12 protein-coding genes and 1 pseudogene are annotated in these 20,069 nt (G+C 44.0%); 8 read left to right on the plus strand and 5 right to left on the minus strand.

The genetic code is table 11. From position 1 onward, the window contains the following. Nucleotides 1-73: 73 nt before the first annotated feature. On the minus strand, nucleotides 74-1,837 hold the full coding sequence (locus MHB84_RS26980; RefSeq protein ID WP_076291322.1) for a methyl-accepting chemotaxis protein: 1,764 nt from the start codon (nucleotides 1,835-1,837) through the stop codon (nucleotides 74-76). A 393-nt stretch (nucleotides 1,838-2,230) separates the two neighbouring features. Here MHB84_RS26980 and MHB84_RS26985 point away from each other — a divergent pair, with 393 nt between their 5' ends. The 6 genes and pseudogenes from MHB84_RS26985 (at nucleotide 2,231) to MHB84_RS27010 (ending at nucleotide 8,053) form a co-directional block, all read left to right on the plus strand. Next, entirely contained in the window at nucleotides 2,231-2,542 is a 312-nt protein-coding gene (locus MHB84_RS26985; RefSeq protein WP_076291321.1) for a hypothetical protein, read from the plus strand. Nucleotides 2,543-2,746: 204 nt separating this feature from the next. Continuing rightward, on the plus strand, nucleotides 2,747-3,397 hold the full coding sequence (locus MHB84_RS26990) for a hypothetical protein (protein ID WP_143764809.1): 651 nt from the start codon (nucleotides 2,747-2,749) through the stop codon (nucleotides 3,395-3,397). Nucleotides 3,398-3,561: 164 nt separating this feature from the next. Then, a pseudogene (gene fabZ, locus MHB84_RS26995) lies at nucleotides 3,562-4,001 on the plus strand (3-hydroxyacyl-ACP dehydratase FabZ). Nucleotides 4,002-4,067: 66 nt separating this feature from the next. Beyond that, nucleotides 4,068-4,850: an SDR family NAD(P)-dependent oxidoreductase gene (locus MHB84_RS27000; protein ID WP_076291319.1), complete on the plus strand. Its 783-nt coding sequence runs from the start codon at nucleotides 4,068-4,070 to the stop codon at nucleotides 4,848-4,850. Between the two features lie 278 nt (nucleotides 4,851-5,128). Then, nucleotides 5,129-6,868: an ABC-F family ATP-binding cassette domain-containing protein gene (locus tag MHB84_RS27005; RefSeq protein WP_076291318.1), complete on the plus strand. Its 1,740-nt coding sequence runs from the start codon at nucleotides 5,129-5,131 to the stop codon at nucleotides 6,866-6,868. A gap of 714 nt (nucleotides 6,869-7,582) precedes the next feature. Then, entirely contained in the window at nucleotides 7,583-8,053 is a 471-nt protein-coding gene (locus tag MHB84_RS27010; RefSeq protein WP_076291316.1) for an NUDIX domain-containing protein, read from the plus strand. A gap of 395 nt (nucleotides 8,054-8,448) precedes the next feature. Here the strand turns inward: MHB84_RS27010 and MHB84_RS27015 are convergent, their stop codons facing one another. Next, entirely contained in the window at nucleotides 8,449-9,321 is an 873-nt protein-coding gene (locus MHB84_RS27015) for a helix-turn-helix transcriptional regulator (protein ID WP_076291315.1), read from the minus strand. A gap of 208 nt (nucleotides 9,322-9,529) precedes the next feature. Here MHB84_RS27015 and MHB84_RS27020 point away from each other — a divergent pair, with 208 nt between their 5' ends. Further along, nucleotides 9,530-15,919 (plus strand): rhamnogalacturonan lyase family protein, encoded by a 6,390-nt coding sequence (locus tag MHB84_RS27020; RefSeq protein ID WP_076291314.1) that lies wholly within the window; start codon nucleotides 9,530-9,532, stop codon nucleotides 15,917-15,919. A 106-nt stretch (nucleotides 15,920-16,025) separates the two neighbouring features. Here the strand turns inward: MHB84_RS27020 and MHB84_RS27025 are convergent, their stop codons facing one another. The 3 genes from MHB84_RS27025 to MHB84_RS27035 are packed head-to-tail and all read right to left on the minus strand — an operon-like array spanning nucleotide 16,026 to nucleotide 19,315. Continuing rightward, nucleotides 16,026-17,510: a serine hydrolase domain-containing protein gene (locus MHB84_RS27025; RefSeq protein ID WP_076291313.1), complete on the minus strand. Its 1,485-nt coding sequence runs from the start codon at nucleotides 17,508-17,510 to the stop codon at nucleotides 16,026-16,028. A 51-nt stretch (nucleotides 17,511-17,561) separates the two neighbouring features. Further along, the gene (locus MHB84_RS27030; protein ID WP_076291312.1) at nucleotides 17,562-18,656 is read right to left on the minus strand and encodes a HAMP domain-containing sensor histidine kinase; all 1,095 of its coding nucleotides are present in this window, start codon (nucleotides 18,654-18,656) and stop codon (nucleotides 17,562-17,564) included. Then, a complete protein-coding gene (locus MHB84_RS27035) occupies nucleotides 18,641-19,315 on the minus strand; it encodes a response regulator transcription factor (RefSeq protein ID WP_076291421.1) in 675 nt (224 codons plus the stop codon). The genes MHB84_RS27030 and MHB84_RS27035 overlap by 16 nt, the downstream gene beginning before the upstream one ends. A gap of 348 nt (nucleotides 19,316-19,663) precedes the next feature. Here MHB84_RS27035 and MHB84_RS27040 point away from each other — a divergent pair, with 348 nt between their 5' ends. Then, nucleotides 19,664-19,960 (plus strand): immunity 53 family protein, encoded by a 297-nt coding sequence (locus tag MHB84_RS27040; RefSeq protein ID WP_076291311.1) that lies wholly within the window; start codon nucleotides 19,664-19,666, stop codon nucleotides 19,958-19,960. Nucleotides 19,961-20,069: the final 109 nt, after the last annotated feature.

Below are 20,069 nucleotides of genomic sequence, written 5' to 3' on the forward strand. Positions count from 1 at the left end.
TGAGGATTCCTCAAGGTAATTAGATAAAGCAAAACCCCGCCGTCTGAGTCAACAGGAGCGGGGAGCTTCATTATTATGAATCTGATTTATGGAGTTCGATCTGAAATTGATCAGAATATGATTTGAGGTTCCCTGCAAGGCTGGAGAGCTGTCCGGAGATGTTCGACAATTCGTTCGCCGACCGCTGCTGCTCCTCAGCACTTGCCGTGACTTCTTCAGCCATGGCTGAAGTTTCCTCGGTTGCGGAAGCAATATAGCTCAAGTGCTGTTCTACTTCCTGACGAATAGAGTGCATATCCACTGTACGGATTTCCAAACGTTGAGCCAGCTCATGCACTTCGTTCGATAAGCGGCTAACCTGTCTGAACGTCTGGAGGCAATCAGCGATCTGTTCTTCCTGTTCCTTGACCGCCACCATATTCGCATCAAAATGACTGCCCATACGATGTATCTCTTGAACAAATGAACTCAGGATCTCATCAATCTCCTGGATCGAACGTTCGGATTGCTGAGCGAGCTGTCCCATTTCACCAGCAACGACCGCAAAGCCTCTTCCCGCTTCGCCAGCGCGGGCTGCCTCGATTGAAGCATTCAGCGATAGAATTTGAGTTTGTTTTAAAATGTTGTGTATTTGTCCGCTAATGGAGGAAGCGAGTTCCGATTGAGTCGTCAGTGAACTGGAAATTTCCTGCTGATGCTCGACGCGCTTCGCATTCTCTCGGCTCTTTTCAAGCAGAACCTCATGTTCACGTGTAACTTGTATTTGCACAGCAGATAACTGCTCTGAAGTATGGGTAAACTGTTGCACATATGAACCTACTTCATCCATTATTTTGCCGAGACTCTCTGAGTGCTGGACAGATTGTTCTGTCTCTTCGGCCTGTTTCGTAGATCCTATGGCAATTTCTTCAATCGCTCTGGAAAGTTCTTCGGTCTGACGCAGGTTCGTTTGAGCCGTTTCCGCAATATTTTTCGAGGACTGCTGCAAGGTATTGGATCCTTGCTGTATTCCCATCAGAATGTTCGTCAATTGGGCAACCATGACATTAATCAAATCACTGATGTCACCGAGTTGATCGTTTGTCATATGTTTGGATACGACTTTGAGATTCCCATCAGCAACCTGTTCGAGGCTTGACTTAATATCGCGTACTTGTCCGAGAATGCCTCTTACTACGAATAGCATCATAACCAAAGAAAGAATCAGTACAACCACAAAAATCGGGATAATGGTCCGATAAGCATTATTCAAGGATGTCGCGGAGACTTGGTTCACTGCTTCAGCAGAAATATCAATGCCCAGATAGCCAATAACAGTACCTTGCGAATCCTTAATTGGTGTAAAGGAGGACAATAGCTGCCCCCAGGTTGGATCATCTACAATGCCCGTTGTGACGACTTCACCACTTAACAAGCGTTCCTGAATCTGGGGGTTAAATTCCATTGCAGTCCCGTAAGGACTGTATTCCTTATCATCCCAATCCGCTCCATCCACGGTGTAGATCCACCCGTTTGAAGTCTTGTTATACATATAAACGTATAAGGCTCCCGATTGAAGCCTAACTTTAACGAGTTCGTCTCTAAGACTTTTGTATTCGTTGCTCTCCTCCGAAGCAGTAGAGGATAATGTCTTGATTAATTCCGATTCCTGGCCTAGTTGAGAGGCAGTATTCACTGCCAGCTGCTGATTGTTGTGCTGCATGGTCATTAATGATGCATTTTCACTAGAGTCGATGGTGGTCCACATAATTAGACCGCCCATGGCCAGTAGCGGAACCAGAATGATCAAATACAGTTTGAACCTTAAATCCATCTTTTTCTTGCGAGTCTGTCTCACGTTCTGTTCCCCCTTGGAAGTAGTAAAGCAATAGGATTATCCGTATAACCCCATACTATTTATCGTAAAATGGAAGAGGGAAATGAAGACTAATCCTAAATTTGTATATACATATAGGCTGGTCGGCATTCATCTTCCCCTAAATGTTGGACCTTTACAGAATTGTTTTGCTGCATGATATAACAAGCCTCTAATTATGTGGAATGAAAAAACAATGAAATTTTATTATACGATGATAAAATATGTAAGATATATTCATTGTTATGAATTCGGCAATTCTTATGGAGACGGTGGTCTGAACGTCGAGGTGATTGGGACAGTAGTTTACGATAATCATTTAGTTAGATTAAGGCAGCAACGTTCACTAATAAATGATTGGGGGAGGTGGCAACCATGTTTCGTGAGTTTTCACATGAAGATCTGGTCATATTTGAATTAAAAGCCGAGGATTATAATTATGATCACATCATTCAGGCAATCGACTACATCTGCCCAGATGAATACAGTGAAGTAGAAATTACGAGCTACTATGAATGTTTAAATTTTACTAAAGACCAGATTGAAGTTAATTTTAGTTATGTATTTGGAAGTCCAGAACTATATCAATTTGAATTGTTTCCATATGGTTCTCATTCAGTAGAACATTTGAGTCAATTAAGAGTGTGGTTACAAGTAATGGAGCAATATATAACACAAATAAAGTGATTTTATCCAACGTCTCGGGGTTCAGAGGCAGAGTGCTATTCTTTCACTTTCTATTAGAGAAGTATCGTTTTCACCATATCTGTTGAAATTATATTTTATTGGTGATATCAATATCTATTTACTAAATTCATACAAGGGATAGTTGTAATTCTGATATAATAGATACTTTTATGATTTAGATGCTGAAGGGAATGGTAGATGAGAATGAGTAGGTGGAATGTTGCGTTTTATTCCGTTGTATTTGTATTTGTGCTGGTGATGTTGTGGAAAGAACAATCTGTTTTCCTTATAGTGGGAACGGTGATGGTCGCCACACTTATTGCGTTTACGATTCACATTTTGTACCCAATGGCTTGGGAAACCCGGATGGACCGTGTGGAAGTTTTTTTACGCAAAAATCATCATACGCCCTATATTTATATTTATTATGTGACTGCCAACAGACTTGATGATGAAGTCGATATCACGATGGAGAAACTTAGAAAACAGACGACGAAAAAATCGAGGCAAGCGATATATCAGGCTGCTTACGGTGCTTATCGCAAGGACTTGACTGTCGTTCAGCAAGCGGTACTCCAGATGCGCAGATCAGATTTCCGTACATATTATGAGACGTTTTTGCTTTTGGAGGAAGAGAAGAGTGAGCAAGCAAGGGAGCATCTGAAATTGATTAGAAAACAATGGATGCGATCTGCGCTTCTTGCTGAAATAGAAGGCCAATCGGGTCATCGCGAATTGGCTATCCAGCACGCCACGGAAGCGATGAATGCCTCCAAAGGTGTCGAGCGCTACACGCTGACTAAAGAATATGAAAGGTATTATGCAGATGAACAACAAGAAACGGTTCAACTTTGAAAGTGGCAATTCTGGAAATATCCCTTCGTTAGGCAAGATAAGTCCATCTAATTGTAATACGATATCTGTTCCATTAAGCTAACGGGCAGGATATAGTATAATAATGGATTAATTATCCAAATGGAGTTAGAATCGTTATAAGCCAATATTAGAGGAGGAAATCCATGCTTGATATTAATCAAATTAAAGAGCTTGTTCCCCATAGATTCCCCTTTCTTTTGGTTGATAAAATCTTAGAAATTGTTGAGGGGAAGAAAGCCGTTGGAATCAAAAATGTGACTTTCAATGAACCCTATTTCCTTGGTCACTTACCCGATTATCCTGTCATGCCTGGAGTCTTGATTGTAGAAGCACTGGCACAGGTAGGTGGTACCGTTATGTCCAACGTAGTGAGCAATAACCATAAGATAGGTTTACTGACCGGCATTAATAATTGTCGCTTCAAAAAGCAAGTAAACCAGGGGATCAACTCCATCTTGAATTCGAAGTAACCCGAACCAAGGGACAGATTGTTAAAGGAATAGGTATTGCAAGGGTAAACAATGAATTAGTTTGTGAAGCAGAAATTATGTTTGCATTTAATTCTATTGAGGCATTTAACTAACGGGAACGTTAGCTGAATATAACCCGTCTAATTCAATTAGTGGACACAAAAAGGGAGGAAACACAAATGGATTTAGGATTAAAGGATAAAATAGCACTAATTACAGGTGGCAGCAAAGGGATCGGGCTGGAGACAGCAATTGTTCTAGCATCGGAAGGTGCAAAGGTGGCAATCGTCGCACGCAACGAAGAGGCGCTTCAAGCTGCGGCGAAACGTATTAAGCAAACTACAGGAACAGATGCACTAGTCATTTCTGCAGATATTTCAGTAGAGGCAGAGGTACGAGGTGTGGTGGAGCAGACTGTACAGCATTTCGGTGGATTGGATATTTTGATTAACAATGCTGGAACGTCTGCGGCTAATCCGTTTGAAGAGGTTGGCAGCGAAAGCTGGTATTCAGATCTGGATTTGAAAGTGTTAGGAGCAGTCCATAGTTCTAAGGCAGCAGTTCCTCATATGCGTCAAAGAGGTGGCGGTTCCATCCTTAATGTGACGGCGATTGTAGGGAAGGCGCCATCTGCATCGTCTTTGCCAACATCAGTCAGTCGGGCGGCAGGACTTGCACTAACGAAGGCCATGAGCAAAGACCTTGCCAAGGACAATATTCGTGTTAACGCCGTGTGCATTGGTCTAATTCGTAGCGATCAGATTGAGCGGAAGTGGAAGGATGTAGCACCTGAGCAGAGTTGGGAGGAGTTCGCTTCCAACCCCATTCACGGCATCCCACTCAAGAGAATAGGTCAAACAGAAGAGGCGGCAAAAGTGATTGCTTTTCTTGTATCGGGTGCAGCCTCCTATGTAACAGGAACTGCCGTGAACATAGATGGTGGTACATCCCCTGTATTATAGAAATGTAGGAGTATATGTTGAAAAGTGTGACTCAATGAAAAGCCCTAAATTAGGGCTTTTTTACTTGGGAATTAGTGGCGAGGGATAAGAACTTGTACTGATTGATTCTGAAAATCGTCCAACAAGTCATCAATCTATAGAAAGTATTAGAACTTCGAAGTGCGGGTAAGGGCTAAAAATCGATTGTACTTGGTGGTAAACAGTGTTACTCTAAAAGTCTGTGTTCGACAATATATTCAATACTAGCCACCAATTTAGTTATAAAGAAAGGTAACACTATGATAAAAGTTGAAAACTTATCCTTCTCATTTCCACAAAAGGAACTATATAAAAACATTTCATTTACGTTTGAAGAGGCACAACATTGTGCTTTTATCGGAACAAGCGGCAGTGGGAAAAGTACACTGATCGATATCCTGATGGATCCGGAACGATATTTGTTCGAGGGCAAGTTAGAGATAGACCCCGATTGCAGAATCGGGTATGTGAGTCAGTTTTTACAAGTAGACAAAACGAAAGAAATGACCGTTTTTGAATATATCGCAGAAGAATTCATCAAGATACAAGATGAAATTACAGCGATTTATGCGGAGATGGCCACCACATCGGATATGGATTCCCTGATGGAAAAGGTTCAATTGGCTTTGGATGCCTTCGAGGCGATGGATGGGGATAATTTCGAAAAAAACATCAATAAACAGTTAAACCTTGCCAACCTCATGAAGCTCAAAGATCTTAGTATATCCGCCATAAGCGGCGGGGAATTCAAACTTATTCAAGTGATGAAGGAAATGCTGAATCGTCCAGACTTAATGATTATGGACGAACCCGATGTATTTTTAGACTTTGAAAATCTGAACGCACTTAAAAAGCTTATTAATTCCCACAAGGGAATGCTGCTGGTTGTTACGCACAACCGGTATCTGTTGAATCATTGTTTCAACAAAATCATACACCTTGAAAACACAGAGATTCAGGAGTTTGACGGGCGATTTATCGATTATAACTTCTCGCTGCTTCAGACTAAGGTCGAGCTGCAAGAAATCGCGGTTGCTGAAGCTGAAGAAATTGAGAGATACGATCACATCATCGACAATCTTAGAGAGATCGCCACGTATAATTCGGAAGCCTCCAGAGGCAGAGCGTTAAAAGCCAGAGTCAAGTTTCAAGAGAGATTGGAAGCACGTCGAATAAAAGAGCCCTTTGTCGATATCAAACAGCCGAATATCAGTTTTGGTATCGATAAGGAAATGGAAGAAGCTGTTGTGGTTAAAGTCAATAATTATAGCGTTTCCTTTGATGAGCTGCTTTTGGAAAATGTGAACTTTGAGATCAAATCGACAGATAAAGTAGCCCTGATTGGTCCAAATGGAACCGGGAAAACGACTTTACTCCGAGAAATCTTTAAAAACAATCAGGATTCCATTGAAATCAATGCTGATGTTAACGTGGCTTATTTATCTCAGGTTCAAGGCGAAATGCTAAAAGATTCGAATACCATACTAAATGAATTCATAGATGCTGGGTTTCAAACGTATGATGAGATTAGATCGTATCTTCCAAACTATGGCTTTGAAGGAGAAATCCTTGATCAAAAGATTGAATCGTTATCTGGCGGAGAAAAAAACATGCTTCAATTGGCTAAAGTTTCTGCCAGTCAAGCCAGCGTATTGCTCCTAGATGAACCGACAAGCCATTTGGACATATATACACAAATCGCATTGGAGAAAGCCATTGAAGACTACAAAGGTGCGATTCTCATGATTTCTCATGATTTCTATTCTGTTGTAAATGGTATGGATTATGTTTTAATTATTGAGGACAAGACGATTAGCAAAATGAGTATACAAGAATTTAGAGAGATGATTTATGCGAGTCATTTTGATGAAGACTATCTAGAAAATGAACAAAAGAAAAAGTCTGTTGAGATGAAAATCGAATTGGCTTTAAAAGATACTAATTTTGAACTTGCCAAAGTTTTGGTTGATGAGCTTGAAGGGCTGATTAAGTTGCTTTAATTACAGCTCTCTGATTGAAATGATTACAAGAACATTGTCCCATTGAAAGTCGCTATTTTAGCGGCTTTTTTTTATTTTATCGGTACAAGTTCGTGTCCCGAGCTAACGATGATTGGCTGCTTTCATTCAATTAAAGGCAGGGGCTAGATTGAACAAGTATGTGTTACATATCGTTGCAAGTGTAATTTGTATATTGACACCTGCTGTTGGTCTCTTATATGGTTTGTGGGATAGCCACCAACCCAAAATAGGACCTGTCGGAGACGGGAAACCGAATTATCCTACAATACCTCAATGGATATCTATTGTCTCTTCTTTTATCTGTGGAATAGTTAATCTACCTCTAGCCATAATTCGATACAGACAAAACATAAAGCCTAATAAAGATATTAAAAGTTAATGCCTGTTACGCTAACGGGAGATAATCCTCAATAAGCTATCAGGCGGGTACGTTATAGTGAATGAAGCAAAATATATACTTGACTCTAGTGCATAATAGTGGGTATTATTTCCATACATTGATGATTAGGAGAATAGACGATGTTAACTTTAGAATTAAAACAATCACACCATCATGGAAAGCGTTAATCCATCCTTTTAAAAATTGGGGATGGGTTAACGCTATTCGCGCTTACCATCCTGCGATATGTAACGCGCAGGACTTAGGTCTAGCGCGTTTTTTATTTTTGGTACAAAAGAAATGGAGGAGTAAAAATGGCAATCATGACAGATTCAAGAGGTAATATTTTTTTGGAATTTATTAATATTGAGTATGATAAGGTCACAACAATTACACTGGATGCTTCACTAACACATGCTCTAATCGTGGCGAAGTTCCAAGGAAAGTATCTCTTCATGCATAATAAGTGGAGAAAGAATTGGGAGCTGCCGGGAGGTATTATTGAAGCTGGAGAGAATGCTCAACAATGTGTAATTAGAGAATTATTTGAGGAAACCAATCAAAATATTGATACGGTTGAATTCAAAGGTTTAATGAAATTTAGACTTCAGCCCAGTTTTCATGGACCTGAACGGACAGAGTATGGAGCTCTGTTTGTGGGTGAACTGTACCAACTTGATGATTTTGTTGAAAACGATGAAGCTTCTTCAATTATCCTTTGGGATGGTATATCAGAGATTGGTGATATCGCAGAAATAGATAGGAAGTTAATTGAATTCGTGTGATACGAACACGGCCTTAAACTTGCCGTTACAGGCAGAGTGGAGAACCAGTCGGTATCTCAATGGAATTGCGCTTCATGATGAACGTAATAAAGAAGCAATTTAATCCGTGATTTCTCTTAATCTCAGAAAATCGAAATGTTCGTTATGATCAACCCAGATGAAGAGAAAATAAAGCTGCAAAAGTCGGTTGATAAACTTGTTTAAAATTGAATCTTTAATGTCGAGGTACAAAAACATTATTACATTGAAAGTCGCTATTTTAGCGGCTTTTTTTTACATTATCGGTACAACTGAAAACCGCATGTCTAAATCCAATGATAAGAACATGTTGGCAATTTGAGGCCGAAGATTAAACGTGAAGAGCTTGAAAGCTTCCTCGCAAATAGCGGATTTGGCTATTCATAATAAATGGCCTCGTAAGGAAACTCTAACTTATTCATGCGATACTCTTTAGGCGACATGGACATATATTGCCGAAAAACTTTGCCGAAATAGCTGGGACTCTCAAAACCGCATTGTTGGCCAATTTGGGAAATCGGGAGTTCCGTTGTACGGAGTAGTCGGATTGCAACCTCAATGCGTCTGTCCTTGAGATAGGCTAGCGGTGATGTTTTCTCAGATTTCTGGAATAATCTGCACAAATAGTGTTTATTGATATCGCAGTGGCTGGCCAGCAGATCCAGCGTCAATGGAGCTGCATAATTCTCTCGGATGAATTTTTTACATTTCTCGATCGTTGTTATTGAAAGGGCCCCGATATCCTTCTCCGCATCCCGACTTGTCTGCACTAGGATAAGCAACCACCGATAGATTTGCTCGGACAAGCGATACTTGTCCGTAACTTTCTCTTGATGAATCAAATGGATAATTTGCCATAACTCTTGAATCAAAGGGGAGTCCGCGTTTCGTCGAATGACATGTCCCTCATTTTCGTGGATCATATCCCAAATTCGGTTGGCTTCATCCCCTCGAATGTTTATCCATATAAACTCCCATGGTTCGTTGTTCTCTTGTTTATAGTAATAGCAATGTTCTCCGGAGATTTTAACAAGTAGTGCATGTCCCTTCGGTAAAGGAATCGTTTGATTTTCAATATCCAGATAACCCTGACCATTAAGCGTGTATTGAAAAACAACATGCCCCGGGTCCGGTCTATTGTCACTTGGACAACGATATTCCTCGCTTGAGACGATCTGCCATCCAATAGAGTCAAGTGTCATGATTGATGTATCGTCATTACGAAAAGCATAAGAGACCGTATGAACCATACTTTCATCCCCTGCCTAAAAAAGTCAATTATATTATATAATACGTCACATTTTTTAGATTGTCTGTCTTTTTTTAGAGCTGTAAGATAAATGTAAGCGGTAACATAAAAAAAGGGGGTGACTGTAGTTTGCGTTCATTTGACAACCAGAAGAGCAGATCGAACTTGTGATTCTAAAATGATTTTTTCGATAAGGAGGACTTAATCCGATGAACCGAAGAACTGTTTCCATGCAGAAATCGATATTTGTATCTTTATTAGCGCTCCTTATGGTTATCTCACTGGTCATACCCCCGGCGCCGGTGCGTGCAGAGTCACCAAGTAGCAGTAGCCTACCGGGTCGCCAAGGAGAATATCTTAACCGGGGTCTGGTTGCGGTTCTTGTAGACAATGGTGTTTTTTTAAGCTGGAGGTATTTAAATAATGATCCTGATGATATCTCTTTCAATATATATAAAAACGGAACCAAAGTGAACGCATCGCCCATAAGCGACGTGACGAACTATGTGGACACCACTGGTTTCGACAGCTCGCAGTACCAAATATCCACTATCGTTGCGGGAAAGGAGCAAATGCTGCCGGAGGTTGTATCGGTCTGGCATAATGATTATTTGCCTATTCCGCTGGATAAACCGGCTGACGGTCGGACCAAAGACGGTGGAACCTATACGTATTATGCAGGTGACGCATCTGTAGCTGACTTGGACGGCGACGGCGAATATGAAATCGTCTTTCTGTGGAGTCCGAGCAATTCCAAGGACAATTCGCAGGCAGGTTATACCGGCAATGTGTATATCGATGCCATCAAAATGGACGGTACGAAGCTGTGGAGGATTGACCTGGGAGTTAACATCCGTGCCGGAGCGCACTACACACAATTAATGGTGTATGACCTTGATGGCAACGGAAAGGCCGAAGTTGTGGTCAAGACGGCGGACGGCACGAAGGACGGCCAAGGCACGGTCATTGGCGACGGCACGAAAGATTACCGTAACGAGAGTGGATACATACTGTCAGGGCCTGAGTATCTCACACTGTTTGACGGTGAGACCGGCGCGGCCGTATCCACCGTCAATTATGATCCGCCAAGAGGCAACGTCAGTGATTGGGGTGACGGCTATGGCAACCGTGTAGATCGGTTCCTTGGTGCCATAGCTTATCTGGATGGCACGAAGCCAAGTGTTGTGATGAGCCGGGGTTATTATACCCGCACTGTGCTTGTTGCTTATGATTATGTTGGTGGAGAACTCGTAAAGCGCTGGACTTTCGACACAAACGAAGCAGGAAAACAATATGAAGGACAGGGCAATCATAATCTAAGTGTGTTGGATGTCGACAATGACGGCAAGGACGAAATCATGTTTGGCGCTCTAGCCATAGACGATGACGGTAGCTTGCTGTATAGCACCGGACTCGGCCACGGCGATGCCATGCACGCCGGTCAGCTCGATCCAAACCGAGAGGGCTATCAGATGGTAAGCGTGCATGAGCATTCAGATGCTGCATACGGACTGGAGATGCGCGATGCGGCAACAGGTGAAATCCTCTGGGGGGAGAAAACAGGTTTTGACACCGGTCGCGGGATGTCGGCGGATATTGATCCGAACTATCCGGGATACGAATCATGGGCCACAACCATTACCAACGGGCAGAGCGTTCCCGTAACCAATACCTATTCGGCTGCCGGAGAGGCTATCTACACGGTGGGCGAAGGGCCCGAAACCGCCAATTTCGCCATCTGGTGGGACGGAGATCTTCAGCGTGAGCTGTTTGACCATGAGTGGGATAACAGTACAGCCAAAGGTATCCCGCTCATTTATAAATGGGATTACGAAAACAAAAAGCTAAATGAAATCTTCCGGGCGACCGGTACGTTAACAAACAACCATACCAAAGGAAATCCGGCGCTTCAGGCGGACATTCTGGGCGACTGGCGTGAGGAAATTCTGCTGCGAAGCGAAGATAGTTCGGAGTATCGTCTCTATACAACGACCATTCCTACAGACTATCGCATTCCAACGCTGATGCAGGACCCTGTGTATCGACTTGGCGTAGCCTGGCAAAATGTAGCCTACAACCAGCCGCCTCATACCGGCTTCTATCTTGGAGCGGAAGCTACCGCATTCCCTAAAGCCGATCTGACGCTGACTCGTGATGCAGAAATGCCAGAGCCGGTCTATCGCTTTAATTTCGGAACAGAGACTGCGTCGGGAAGTACGAACATACAGGATACGCTCTACGCGCAAAATCCAGGATACGGGTTCGTGGATACAACCGGTGTTACCGTAGGAGCAAATGAGGTTTCGGTTGCGACAGGTACGACATTTGCTGTTGACCTGCCAAATGCCAACTATAAGGTTACACTACGTTTGGGCAACGATACGCATGACTCAAACGTCGGGGTCAAATCCGAATTTGTGCAAAAGCTCGCCGTAACGAATGTGGCAGCCGGAGCGCCGCTGGAGTATTCCTATGATGTTGCATTGGTGGATGGGCAGCTCGATTTCCTCTTCACCGGTACAGCCATAGACATCCAGGATATCCTCATTGAGAAATATCCAGAGAAAGTCGCCGGTGCGGCAACAACGATCTATATGGCCGGTGATTCAACCATGCAATCTTACAGTGAAATGCAGGCTCCTCAAGAAGGGTGGGGCCAGCAGTTCGGACGTTATTTCTCGAATGGGGCAGTCATCGTGAATGATGCAATCGGTGGCCGAAGCAGCAAATCGTTTATGGTAGACGGCCGACTGGACACGATCCTGCAGCGAATCAAACCGGGGGACTTCTTCTTCATTTCCTTTGGTCATAACGACGCGAGTGTAGGGATACCGGATCGGTATGCATCACCGGAGGACTATAAGATTTACTTGGCTCGTTATGTAAACGGTGCCAAACAGCGCGGCGCTACACCGGTATTACTCACTCCGGTTGGACGCAGAGATTTCAATACGGTGACTCAGGAATTCAACGTCAGCTTCCCGGCATACGTGCAGGCTGCCAAAGAAGTGGCAGAGGAGCTTGACGTGCCGCTAGTTGATCTTAGTAAGTTAAGTATTGCGTACTACGACAAAATTGGTAATACAGCTACGGAGAAAGTGTTCCTTTATGCTAATCCGGGTGAATATCCAAAATATCCGAATGGGATCAACGATAATACCCATTTCAGCAGCTATGGTGCGAAGAAAATTGCCGGACTCGTTGCTGGTGCGGTCAAAGACATGGAGCTGAGCATTTCTTCGCTGGTCATCGACCCGGATATTTCCGAACCCGAACCAGAGCCGGAAATCCAGCTATATGAGGAGGATTTTGAAGGCGACGCTGCCGACTACCAGTATGCGATGGTTAATGCCACTGGTATTGCAGGAACCATGACCGGAACGGTCGTTGAACAGTCTGGAAATAAGGTACTGTCCGTCACGGGGGCAGGATCGGGCAATCGGGCCAAGGTATTCCGTCTGTTCGATGCGGTAAACGGCGATCAGGTGAAAGTGAACTTTGACTGGCAATCCGGTAATGTGAGTGCCTATCCGTCAGAAGGTCATCTCACAGTACAGGATTCTAACGAGAATGCCCTTTTCACGCTGTATACGAAAACCGGAAGCACCAAAATTCATTATTTTGTCGGTGCATATAATCCGGACTACGGTACGGGCGATACGGCCATACCCGAAGGGGGAACGGCTACAGAGATTTCCAAGAACCAGTGGGTCGATGTGGATGCAACCGTTAATTTTGCCAAGAAAACACTGGATCTGACATTGACGAATCTGGCGGATCCGACAGTTACACAAACGATCAAAGATATCCCGCTGAGTTCCGGTGTATATGCGGACAACGTCAGAGCCATTCGGTTCCTAGGGACGAGAAAAGGCGGTGGAGGCACGTTGAACTGGACTACGCAGATCGACAACGTGCGAATTGAAGGCACGGAGCTTCCTTCGGAGGGCGGCGATCAAGCTGCCTTAATCGCTCTGTACGATGAGATCAAAGCACTTGATCTGTCGGAATATACAGAAGCATCGAAGGCAGTGGTGAACCGGGCTTTGGCAGCTGCAGAAGCGATATTCAATACGGAAGCCACCCAAGCTCAAGTTGACCATGCGTTTAACATGTTAACTGTGGCGAAAGATTCATTGACAAGTGAACCGGGCGAAAAGATTAGCCAATACAAATTTGATTTTGGTTCCGGCGGCACTGCCGAAGGATACACCAAGGTAGATGCCAAAAGAGCGTATATTGAAGGTAATGGGTATGGCTTTGCCGATACTGCGCTAACCAAAGATGAGAATCGGGAAACCGGGGATGCGCTCAAGGAGGATTTCACACGGGTAAACGGCATCTCCTTCCTGGTGGAAATGGAGCCGGCCAATTACCGGGTAACGATGACCATCGGGGATGCCCAAGAATCGACCAGCGCGAATGTCGTTGTAGAGCAGATGACGAAGCTTCCGCTCACAACCATTGCCAAGGGAGAATTCAAAGAAATTACGTATGACATTGCTCTGATCGATGGCGTCTTTAATTTCGACTTCACCGGAAATGCACCGAAGATCAATGCACTGAAGCTGGAGCGCCTGCCAGATAACAGCGCAAGCGATGAACCTGTAATTTATTTGGCTAGTGATTCCACCGTGGCCAATTACGCGGAGAATTATCGTCCGCAAGCGGGTTGGGGCGAAACGTTGGGAAGATATTTTGATCAGAATGAGGTAAGCATTGATAACCGGGCAGTTGGAGGATTGAGCAGCAAAACCTTCCTGGTCGGCGGATATCTCAATGATATTTTGCTCGACATTCATGAAGGCGATTATCTGTTCATGCAGTGGTCTCATAACGATTCCACGCCGTCACGTCCGGAGCGTTATCTTACACCCGAGCAGTTTAAAGTATATTTGAAAGAATACATTAACGGTGCTGTGCAGAGAGGTGCAATTCCGGTTCTGGTCACACCAGTGAACCGTCGTGATTTTACCGGAGAGGTACTGAACAAGAGCTTCCCGGAATACGTACAGGCGATGAAAGAAACGGCGCAGGAAACGGAAACACTCATCATTGATCTGAACCAGGCCAGTTGGGAGCATTTCCAGGAGCTTGGCACAGAAGGAACCAAATCGATATTCATGTGGGTAGGTACAACAGAGGACAATACGCATTTGCAGATGAACGGTGCAATCAAGGTAGCCGAACTCGTGGCACGTCTTGTGAAAGATTTGAATATACCGTTATCTGATTTTGTCATGCTGGAAGGGGAGTCACCTGATCAGGAAGCCCCGCATACTACGGCAAATGTGGAAGGAGAATCCCAGAACGACTGGTATACGACTCCAGTACAAGTAACCTTCACAGCAACCGATGAAGATTCCGAAATCGAAGGGACCTATTATCAAATCAATGGTGGCGAAACGGTGAGTGGTACGCAGTTGACCCTAACTGAAGAAGGAACACATACCATCACCTACTGGAGCGTCGATGTTGACGGTAACAAAGAGAGTGAACAGTCTTTGTCTGTATCCATTGATCTCGTACCTCCAACCATTGAAATTCATGGTCAAACCGAGTACACCATTGATCAGCACGTGGAAATTGGCTATACAGCCTCCGATACGGTATCCGGTGTGGCAGAACCGACGGGTGTGCTCCTGGACACTCCGGCGTATACACTTGAACCCGGCCTGAACCAGGTTACGGCAACCCTCTCCGATTTGGCTGGCTGGGAACAGACGATAGAATATAGTTTCGGGGTTATTGCTACGTTCGACAGTCTGATCAATCTGACCAATTCCTTTGCGGATGAATCGGTAGATCCTAATGCCGGTATTCTTGCTGATCAGCTTGCGAACACCTTACAGCAAGCAAGCCAGGCAGCAAACGATCATGAAGGAGCAAAGGCGCGTCAACTGCTTGCAGCCTACGGTAATGACGTTCAAGCAGCTAGAGGAACCGTATTTACGGATGAGCAGGCAAATGTGCTGCTTAAGTGGGAAGAATGGCTCAAGCAGGCAACCCCACTAGCAAACGGGGCCCCTGGCACTCCGGTGTTATCTGACAATAATGGTTACGACACAGGGCTCAAAGACGGAGACTATACTGTAACGATGAATTTATGGTGGGGCAATAACGGCAATCAGTTCAAATTGTATGAGAATGGTGAGTTGATCAAGGAAATTTCTCTGGTCGATCAATCCCCATCCGCCCAGTCTGTTAAAGTTGATATAACTGGAAAGAAAAATGGTACCTATATTTATACCGGTGAATTGATCAATGCACTGGGTACGACCACGAGTGTTCCGCTGACAGTCATCGTCACGGATGCTTCCCCGGGGCAATCTGTTCTGTCGAATGACAACTGGGATGGAGACGGTAACTATAATGTCACCATGAATCTGTGGTGGGGAAAGAACGCAACCGAATACGAACTTTACGAAAATGGTGTTTTGATCGACACACAATCACTACAATCCCGTACACCTAGTGCACAGTCTGCGGTTACCGCAATCTCTGGAAGGGTACCTGGAATCTATGAGTATGAAGCTATACTTCGTAATTCTTCAGGGGAAACCAGATCATCCAAATTAAATGTGACGGTACGAGAGTAAGCTGAAATGTTTGAGGCATTCCATTAACATTAAGTGATTAGAAACGAAGTAAGGTAAGTATATAAAAAGTGCTATTCCTCATCATTTTGAGGAGTAGCACTTTTGTTTATTTTGAGAAATTGAAACGGCTATGCATAGCCGTTCTTTTTGTTCTCAAATAGATGTAATAATAGCAAGCCAAATGCAAGAAATTGACTAACGACCATACAACAAGCCATATGATTGGAGACGACAGGGTAGTCCAGATGCCGAACCAAGGCAGCACACGTCCTCCGCCGATAAACGTCACCAGAGGGGATAGGGACAAGAGAACTAGTACCGGGATCAACCTTCCGACAGTAATTAGAATCAATTTGCTGAACGTTAGACGTTTGTTCCTTCTACGGATGCGAAAATAGGCATGCACGCCCCATAGTAAGGTAGCCAGGATCAGCGCAATCATGATTGTTTCCATATTTCTACCGTTCAGAAAAGAGATTGTGGGCTTCTCACCCCTCATTATATTCGCGATTCCATCGATAAAAGCCGAGTAATTCACAAAAGCGTTTAATCCGGAATTAAACATCACCGCGATACCCATCTGATCGTCCAAATAAACTATTTCTTCCGACTTGTACGTCCAGAAAATGCCGCTATGGGAGATCGTTCGGCCGGCGGACTCGTCCTGGTCAGCAAGCCAGCCCATGCCGTACGGACCGATGGCTCCGGGTTTATGATACTGTTTCATCAACGCAGGGGAAAGCAAGCTGCCGTGATATTGGGCAAGCATCCATAGGGACATGTCCTCCGCAGTTGAAACAATGCCGGCGGGGCCATCAATGAACCAAAGCGGTTCCGATTGACCTATGGAACGTCCCAAACTCAAGTAATGTCCTAGCGGAATAGTTTTATTATCATTTATTTGCTGCGTCGTGGTGACGCTAAAGGTATGGTTCATTCCTAACGGTTCAAAAATATGTTTTTTCAGATAATCCGAAAAGAACTCACCGCTGACGCTCTCCACGAGGTTCGCCAGCAATACGTAATTGGGATTATGGTAGCTGTAGGCTGTTCCTGGGTTATGGGCAAGTTGAACCTTGTTTAATAAACGATTCGTCTCATTCAGCGATTGGAATTGCGGATTTCTCGTCATATCGGGATTTACTTTGTCATTGAGACCACTGGTCTGATTCAATAAATGACGGATCGTGATGTCAAGAACACGGGGATCCTGAGGAGAAAGCTCTGGAAAATAGGAAGCGTAAGTCGCATCCAGATCAATCATGCCTTTTTCCGCCAGCTGCAGAACGGCCAATGCGGTAAAGGACTTACTTAACGAAGCAATAGGAAAAGGGGCGTCTCCCGTAACGCTTTGACCATCCGCGAATGTCCCGTAGCCTTTTGCGTAGAAGACCTCATCGTTATTGGCAATCGCCAGTGAAGCAGCTTTAATGTGATTGGCTTTCATGGTCCGATTCATATATTCGTCGATCTCCTGCAAGACTTCTGTCCTGTCTCTGGCTGCATTGGCGGATACGGGGGTTCCCCACATGGTAAATAACAACAATAAACAGCTGATGGTGATATACATTCTTTTTCTCAGTTTTAACATGATAACACTCCTTGAATTCAAGATAAGGAAATGCTATCAAATAATTTTCAACTATTTATCAACTTGGGTCCCAATACTTACCGTTACGCTTCCGCCGCCGTGAGGTCCGTTTGCGACCTGGAGACTTCCTTCGTGTTTTTCGCAAAACACCTTGCAAATGTAAAGACCCAACCCGCGATGTTCGGACGAATCCCACACTTCGCCACGGTAAAAAGGGAGTACAGCCTTAACCAGGGCTTCGTCCGAGAAACCAGGACCGTCGTCTGAAACGGTAATTTTCATCGTGTCTTCCTTAAGGTCATAACGAACGTTCACTTGACTGGATGCGTATCTCACTCCATTTGCGACCACATTTTCGAAAATCTGCATGACAAGATAGGGATCCACATGTATTGAGGCATTATCATATTTCAAAGAAGAGACGAAGCGTATACCGAACTGTCTTGCTATTTGTTCGCCGCTGCTGTCCAGTAAAGTCGTCAGTGAGATCGTATCCATCGACTTGTAGTTCAACAGGACATCCTCCAGTCTCTGAATCGAGTTCATGGCCTCGGCATAGCTCTCCAGACGCAAGATGTGAAGGTTCATGGTATGGATCAGGTCCAACACCTTTTCTTCCGATAACTTCTTCTCGGGCAGATAAGTGGCGAGAAACTCAGCGTTTCCTTTTAACACCGACAGGGGGGTTCTCAGATCATGGGCAAAAATCGCATTGAGCTGCTTCCGCTCCTCAACCGAACGCCAGAGCGTCTTTACGTTTTTCTCCAACTGTGAGCGCATGTTTTCAAATGCCGCGATCAACTCGCCCATCTCGTCCCGGCTGTCATAGGAGATTTTGAAGCTTAGATCGTTGGCCGAAATGCTTTCGGATGCTTGCTTTAATAGCTCCAGCGGACGTTTTAGTTTCCATCTGTAAAATAGAACTGCCATGGTGACAATCCCTGTTGCCACGGTTAGCAGCACAGCCACGACAAGGGAGGGAAGCACCCAATCCGTTTCTCCAAAACGCAGCCGCAGGTTCTCTGCCCAGGAGAACTCAATGGTTATGACGACCAGCACAGCAATGAGCGTGACCACACACAACAGGATAAAAGATTGCAATAAGCTAAATCGCTTAAGCGGCAGCCTATTCATGAGCTTGGCCATTTGTATCCGACTCCCCAAACTGTTTCGATTCGGTTATCGCAACTGTATTCCTTTAATTTGGAGCGAATACGCCGGATATGCTCCGCGATCACGCTGCTGTCGCCTTGATTGTCCATGCCCCAAATAGCTTCGTACATGCGTTCTTTTTCGAACACCATGCCGGGATGCGTAGACAGCAATTCGATAATGTCGAACTCTTTTTTGGCCAGAGGAATTCGCTTCTCCCGGTAGTAGAGTTCCCGGGCTGTATAGTCAATGACCAAGTCTTCGTTAAACCTTATCGAGGATTTGCTTTGGATTCGCTGTTCTCTGCGCATATGCGCTTCGACCCTGGCCCCCAGTTCGTGAATACTGAAAGGTTTCAGGATATAGTCATCGCCTCCGGCCCGAAATCCGGCTATTTTATCTGCATCTTCGATTCGAGCCGTTAAAAATAAGATCGGGCAAGAGACGAAGCCACGAATTTTCTCGCACAATTGAAGACCGTTCTGCTCAGGCATGTTGATATCTAGCAAAACGAGATCGGGTTGTTGTTCCACTTTCCGCAGCGCCTCCCGGCTGTCCTTGGCCGTCATGACGGAATATCCATTTATTTCAAAGTAATCAGTCAGCAACTTTCGAAGATCTGCTTCATCGTCCACGATCAGTATCTTAGGCATCAATGCTCCGTCTCCCATATCTAAATGTTTGAATTCAGCATAGCAAAAATCTTCAAGCAATGTAATCTCCATTGAAATCGGATTTTTCACCTGGAAATCAATAAGTATTCTAGGAATGAGATATTTGGAAAATTTTTTATTTGGTAAGTGTTCCAATCATATGGTATAACTCTTCTTTCTATAAAAAAGAAATACAATAGATTTGATAAGGTACAACGTCTTGATGGAAAAGAAAAAGGTCCCATTAATAAATAACAAAATAGAATCTGCCAATACCCCATGTTAATAGTGAATCTTAACATGGGGGAGTTAGGCCAGCTATGAAATTTCAAAGAAGAGGTATAGATGATGAATACATTAACATGGGTTCAGAACTGGTATTATGAAAACTGTTATGGGGATTGGGAACATTCATATGGTGTGAAAATTGATACAGTAGATAATCCCGGTTGGTCTGTTGAAATCAACTTGACAGATACTTATTTAGAAAATGTACCATTTGAGTCAATTGAAGAAGAGAGAAATGATCAAGATTGGTTTTACTGTATTGTGAGGGATGGAGTATTTCATGGTGCAGGAGGAGCAATGAATCTAGAAGAGATACTAATTTACTTTGAAAATTGGGCTTCAAGCATAGAAAGATGATAAAAATGGTAAGACACCTATTAGTCTGGAAAAAGCAGTCAATGCTAGGTTTGTAACGGGAGAATGGACCCATATTATAATGAGTTAATGTATAAATATTAGTTTATGT

The sequence above is a fragment of the Paenibacillus sp. FSL F4-0087 genome (assembly GCF_038020215.1).
In the GTDB taxonomy this organism is placed as follows: Bacteria; Bacillota; Bacilli; order Paenibacillales; family Paenibacillaceae; genus Paenibacillus; species Paenibacillus taichungensis.

What these genes read in the sequence shown, in the direction of transcription:
- MHB84_RS27015 (WP_076291315.1), bottom strand. Translation starts at nt 9,321, where the DNA reads ATGGTTCATACGGTCTCTTATGCTTTTCGTAATGACGATACATCAATC.
- MHB84_RS27005 (WP_076291318.1), top strand. Translation starts at nt 5,129, where the DNA reads ATGATAAAAGTTGAAAACTTATCCTTCTCATTTCCACAAAAGGAACTA.
- MHB84_RS27030 (WP_076291312.1), bottom strand. Translation starts at nt 18,656, where the DNA reads ATGGCCAAGCTCATGAATAGGCTGCCGCTTAAGCGATTTAGCTTATTG.
- MHB84_RS27040 (WP_076291311.1), top strand. Translation starts at nt 19,664, where the DNA reads ATGAATACATTAACATGGGTTCAGAACTGGTATTATGAAAACTGTTAT.
- MHB84_RS27020 (WP_076291314.1), top strand. Translation starts at nt 9,530, where the DNA reads ATGAACCGAAGAACTGTTTCCATGCAGAAATCGATATTTGTATCTTTA.
- MHB84_RS27000 (WP_076291319.1), top strand. Translation starts at nt 4,068, where the DNA reads ATGGATTTAGGATTAAAGGATAAAATAGCACTAATTACAGGTGGCAGC.
- MHB84_RS26990 (WP_143764809.1), top strand. Translation starts at nt 2,747, where the DNA reads ATGAGTAGGTGGAATGTTGCGTTTTATTCCGTTGTATTTGTATTTGTG.
- MHB84_RS27035 (WP_076291421.1), bottom strand. Translation starts at nt 19,315, where the DNA reads ATGCCTAAGATACTGATCGTGGACGATGAAGCAGATCTTCGAAAGTTG.
- MHB84_RS26985 (WP_076291321.1), top strand. Translation starts at nt 2,231, where the DNA reads ATGTTTCGTGAGTTTTCACATGAAGATCTGGTCATATTTGAATTAAAA.
- MHB84_RS27010 (WP_076291316.1), top strand. Translation starts at nt 7,583, where the DNA reads ATGGCAATCATGACAGATTCAAGAGGTAATATTTTTTTGGAATTTATT.
- MHB84_RS27025 (WP_076291313.1), bottom strand. Translation starts at nt 17,510, where the DNA reads ATGTTAAAACTGAGAAAAAGAATGTATATCACCATCAGCTGTTTATTG.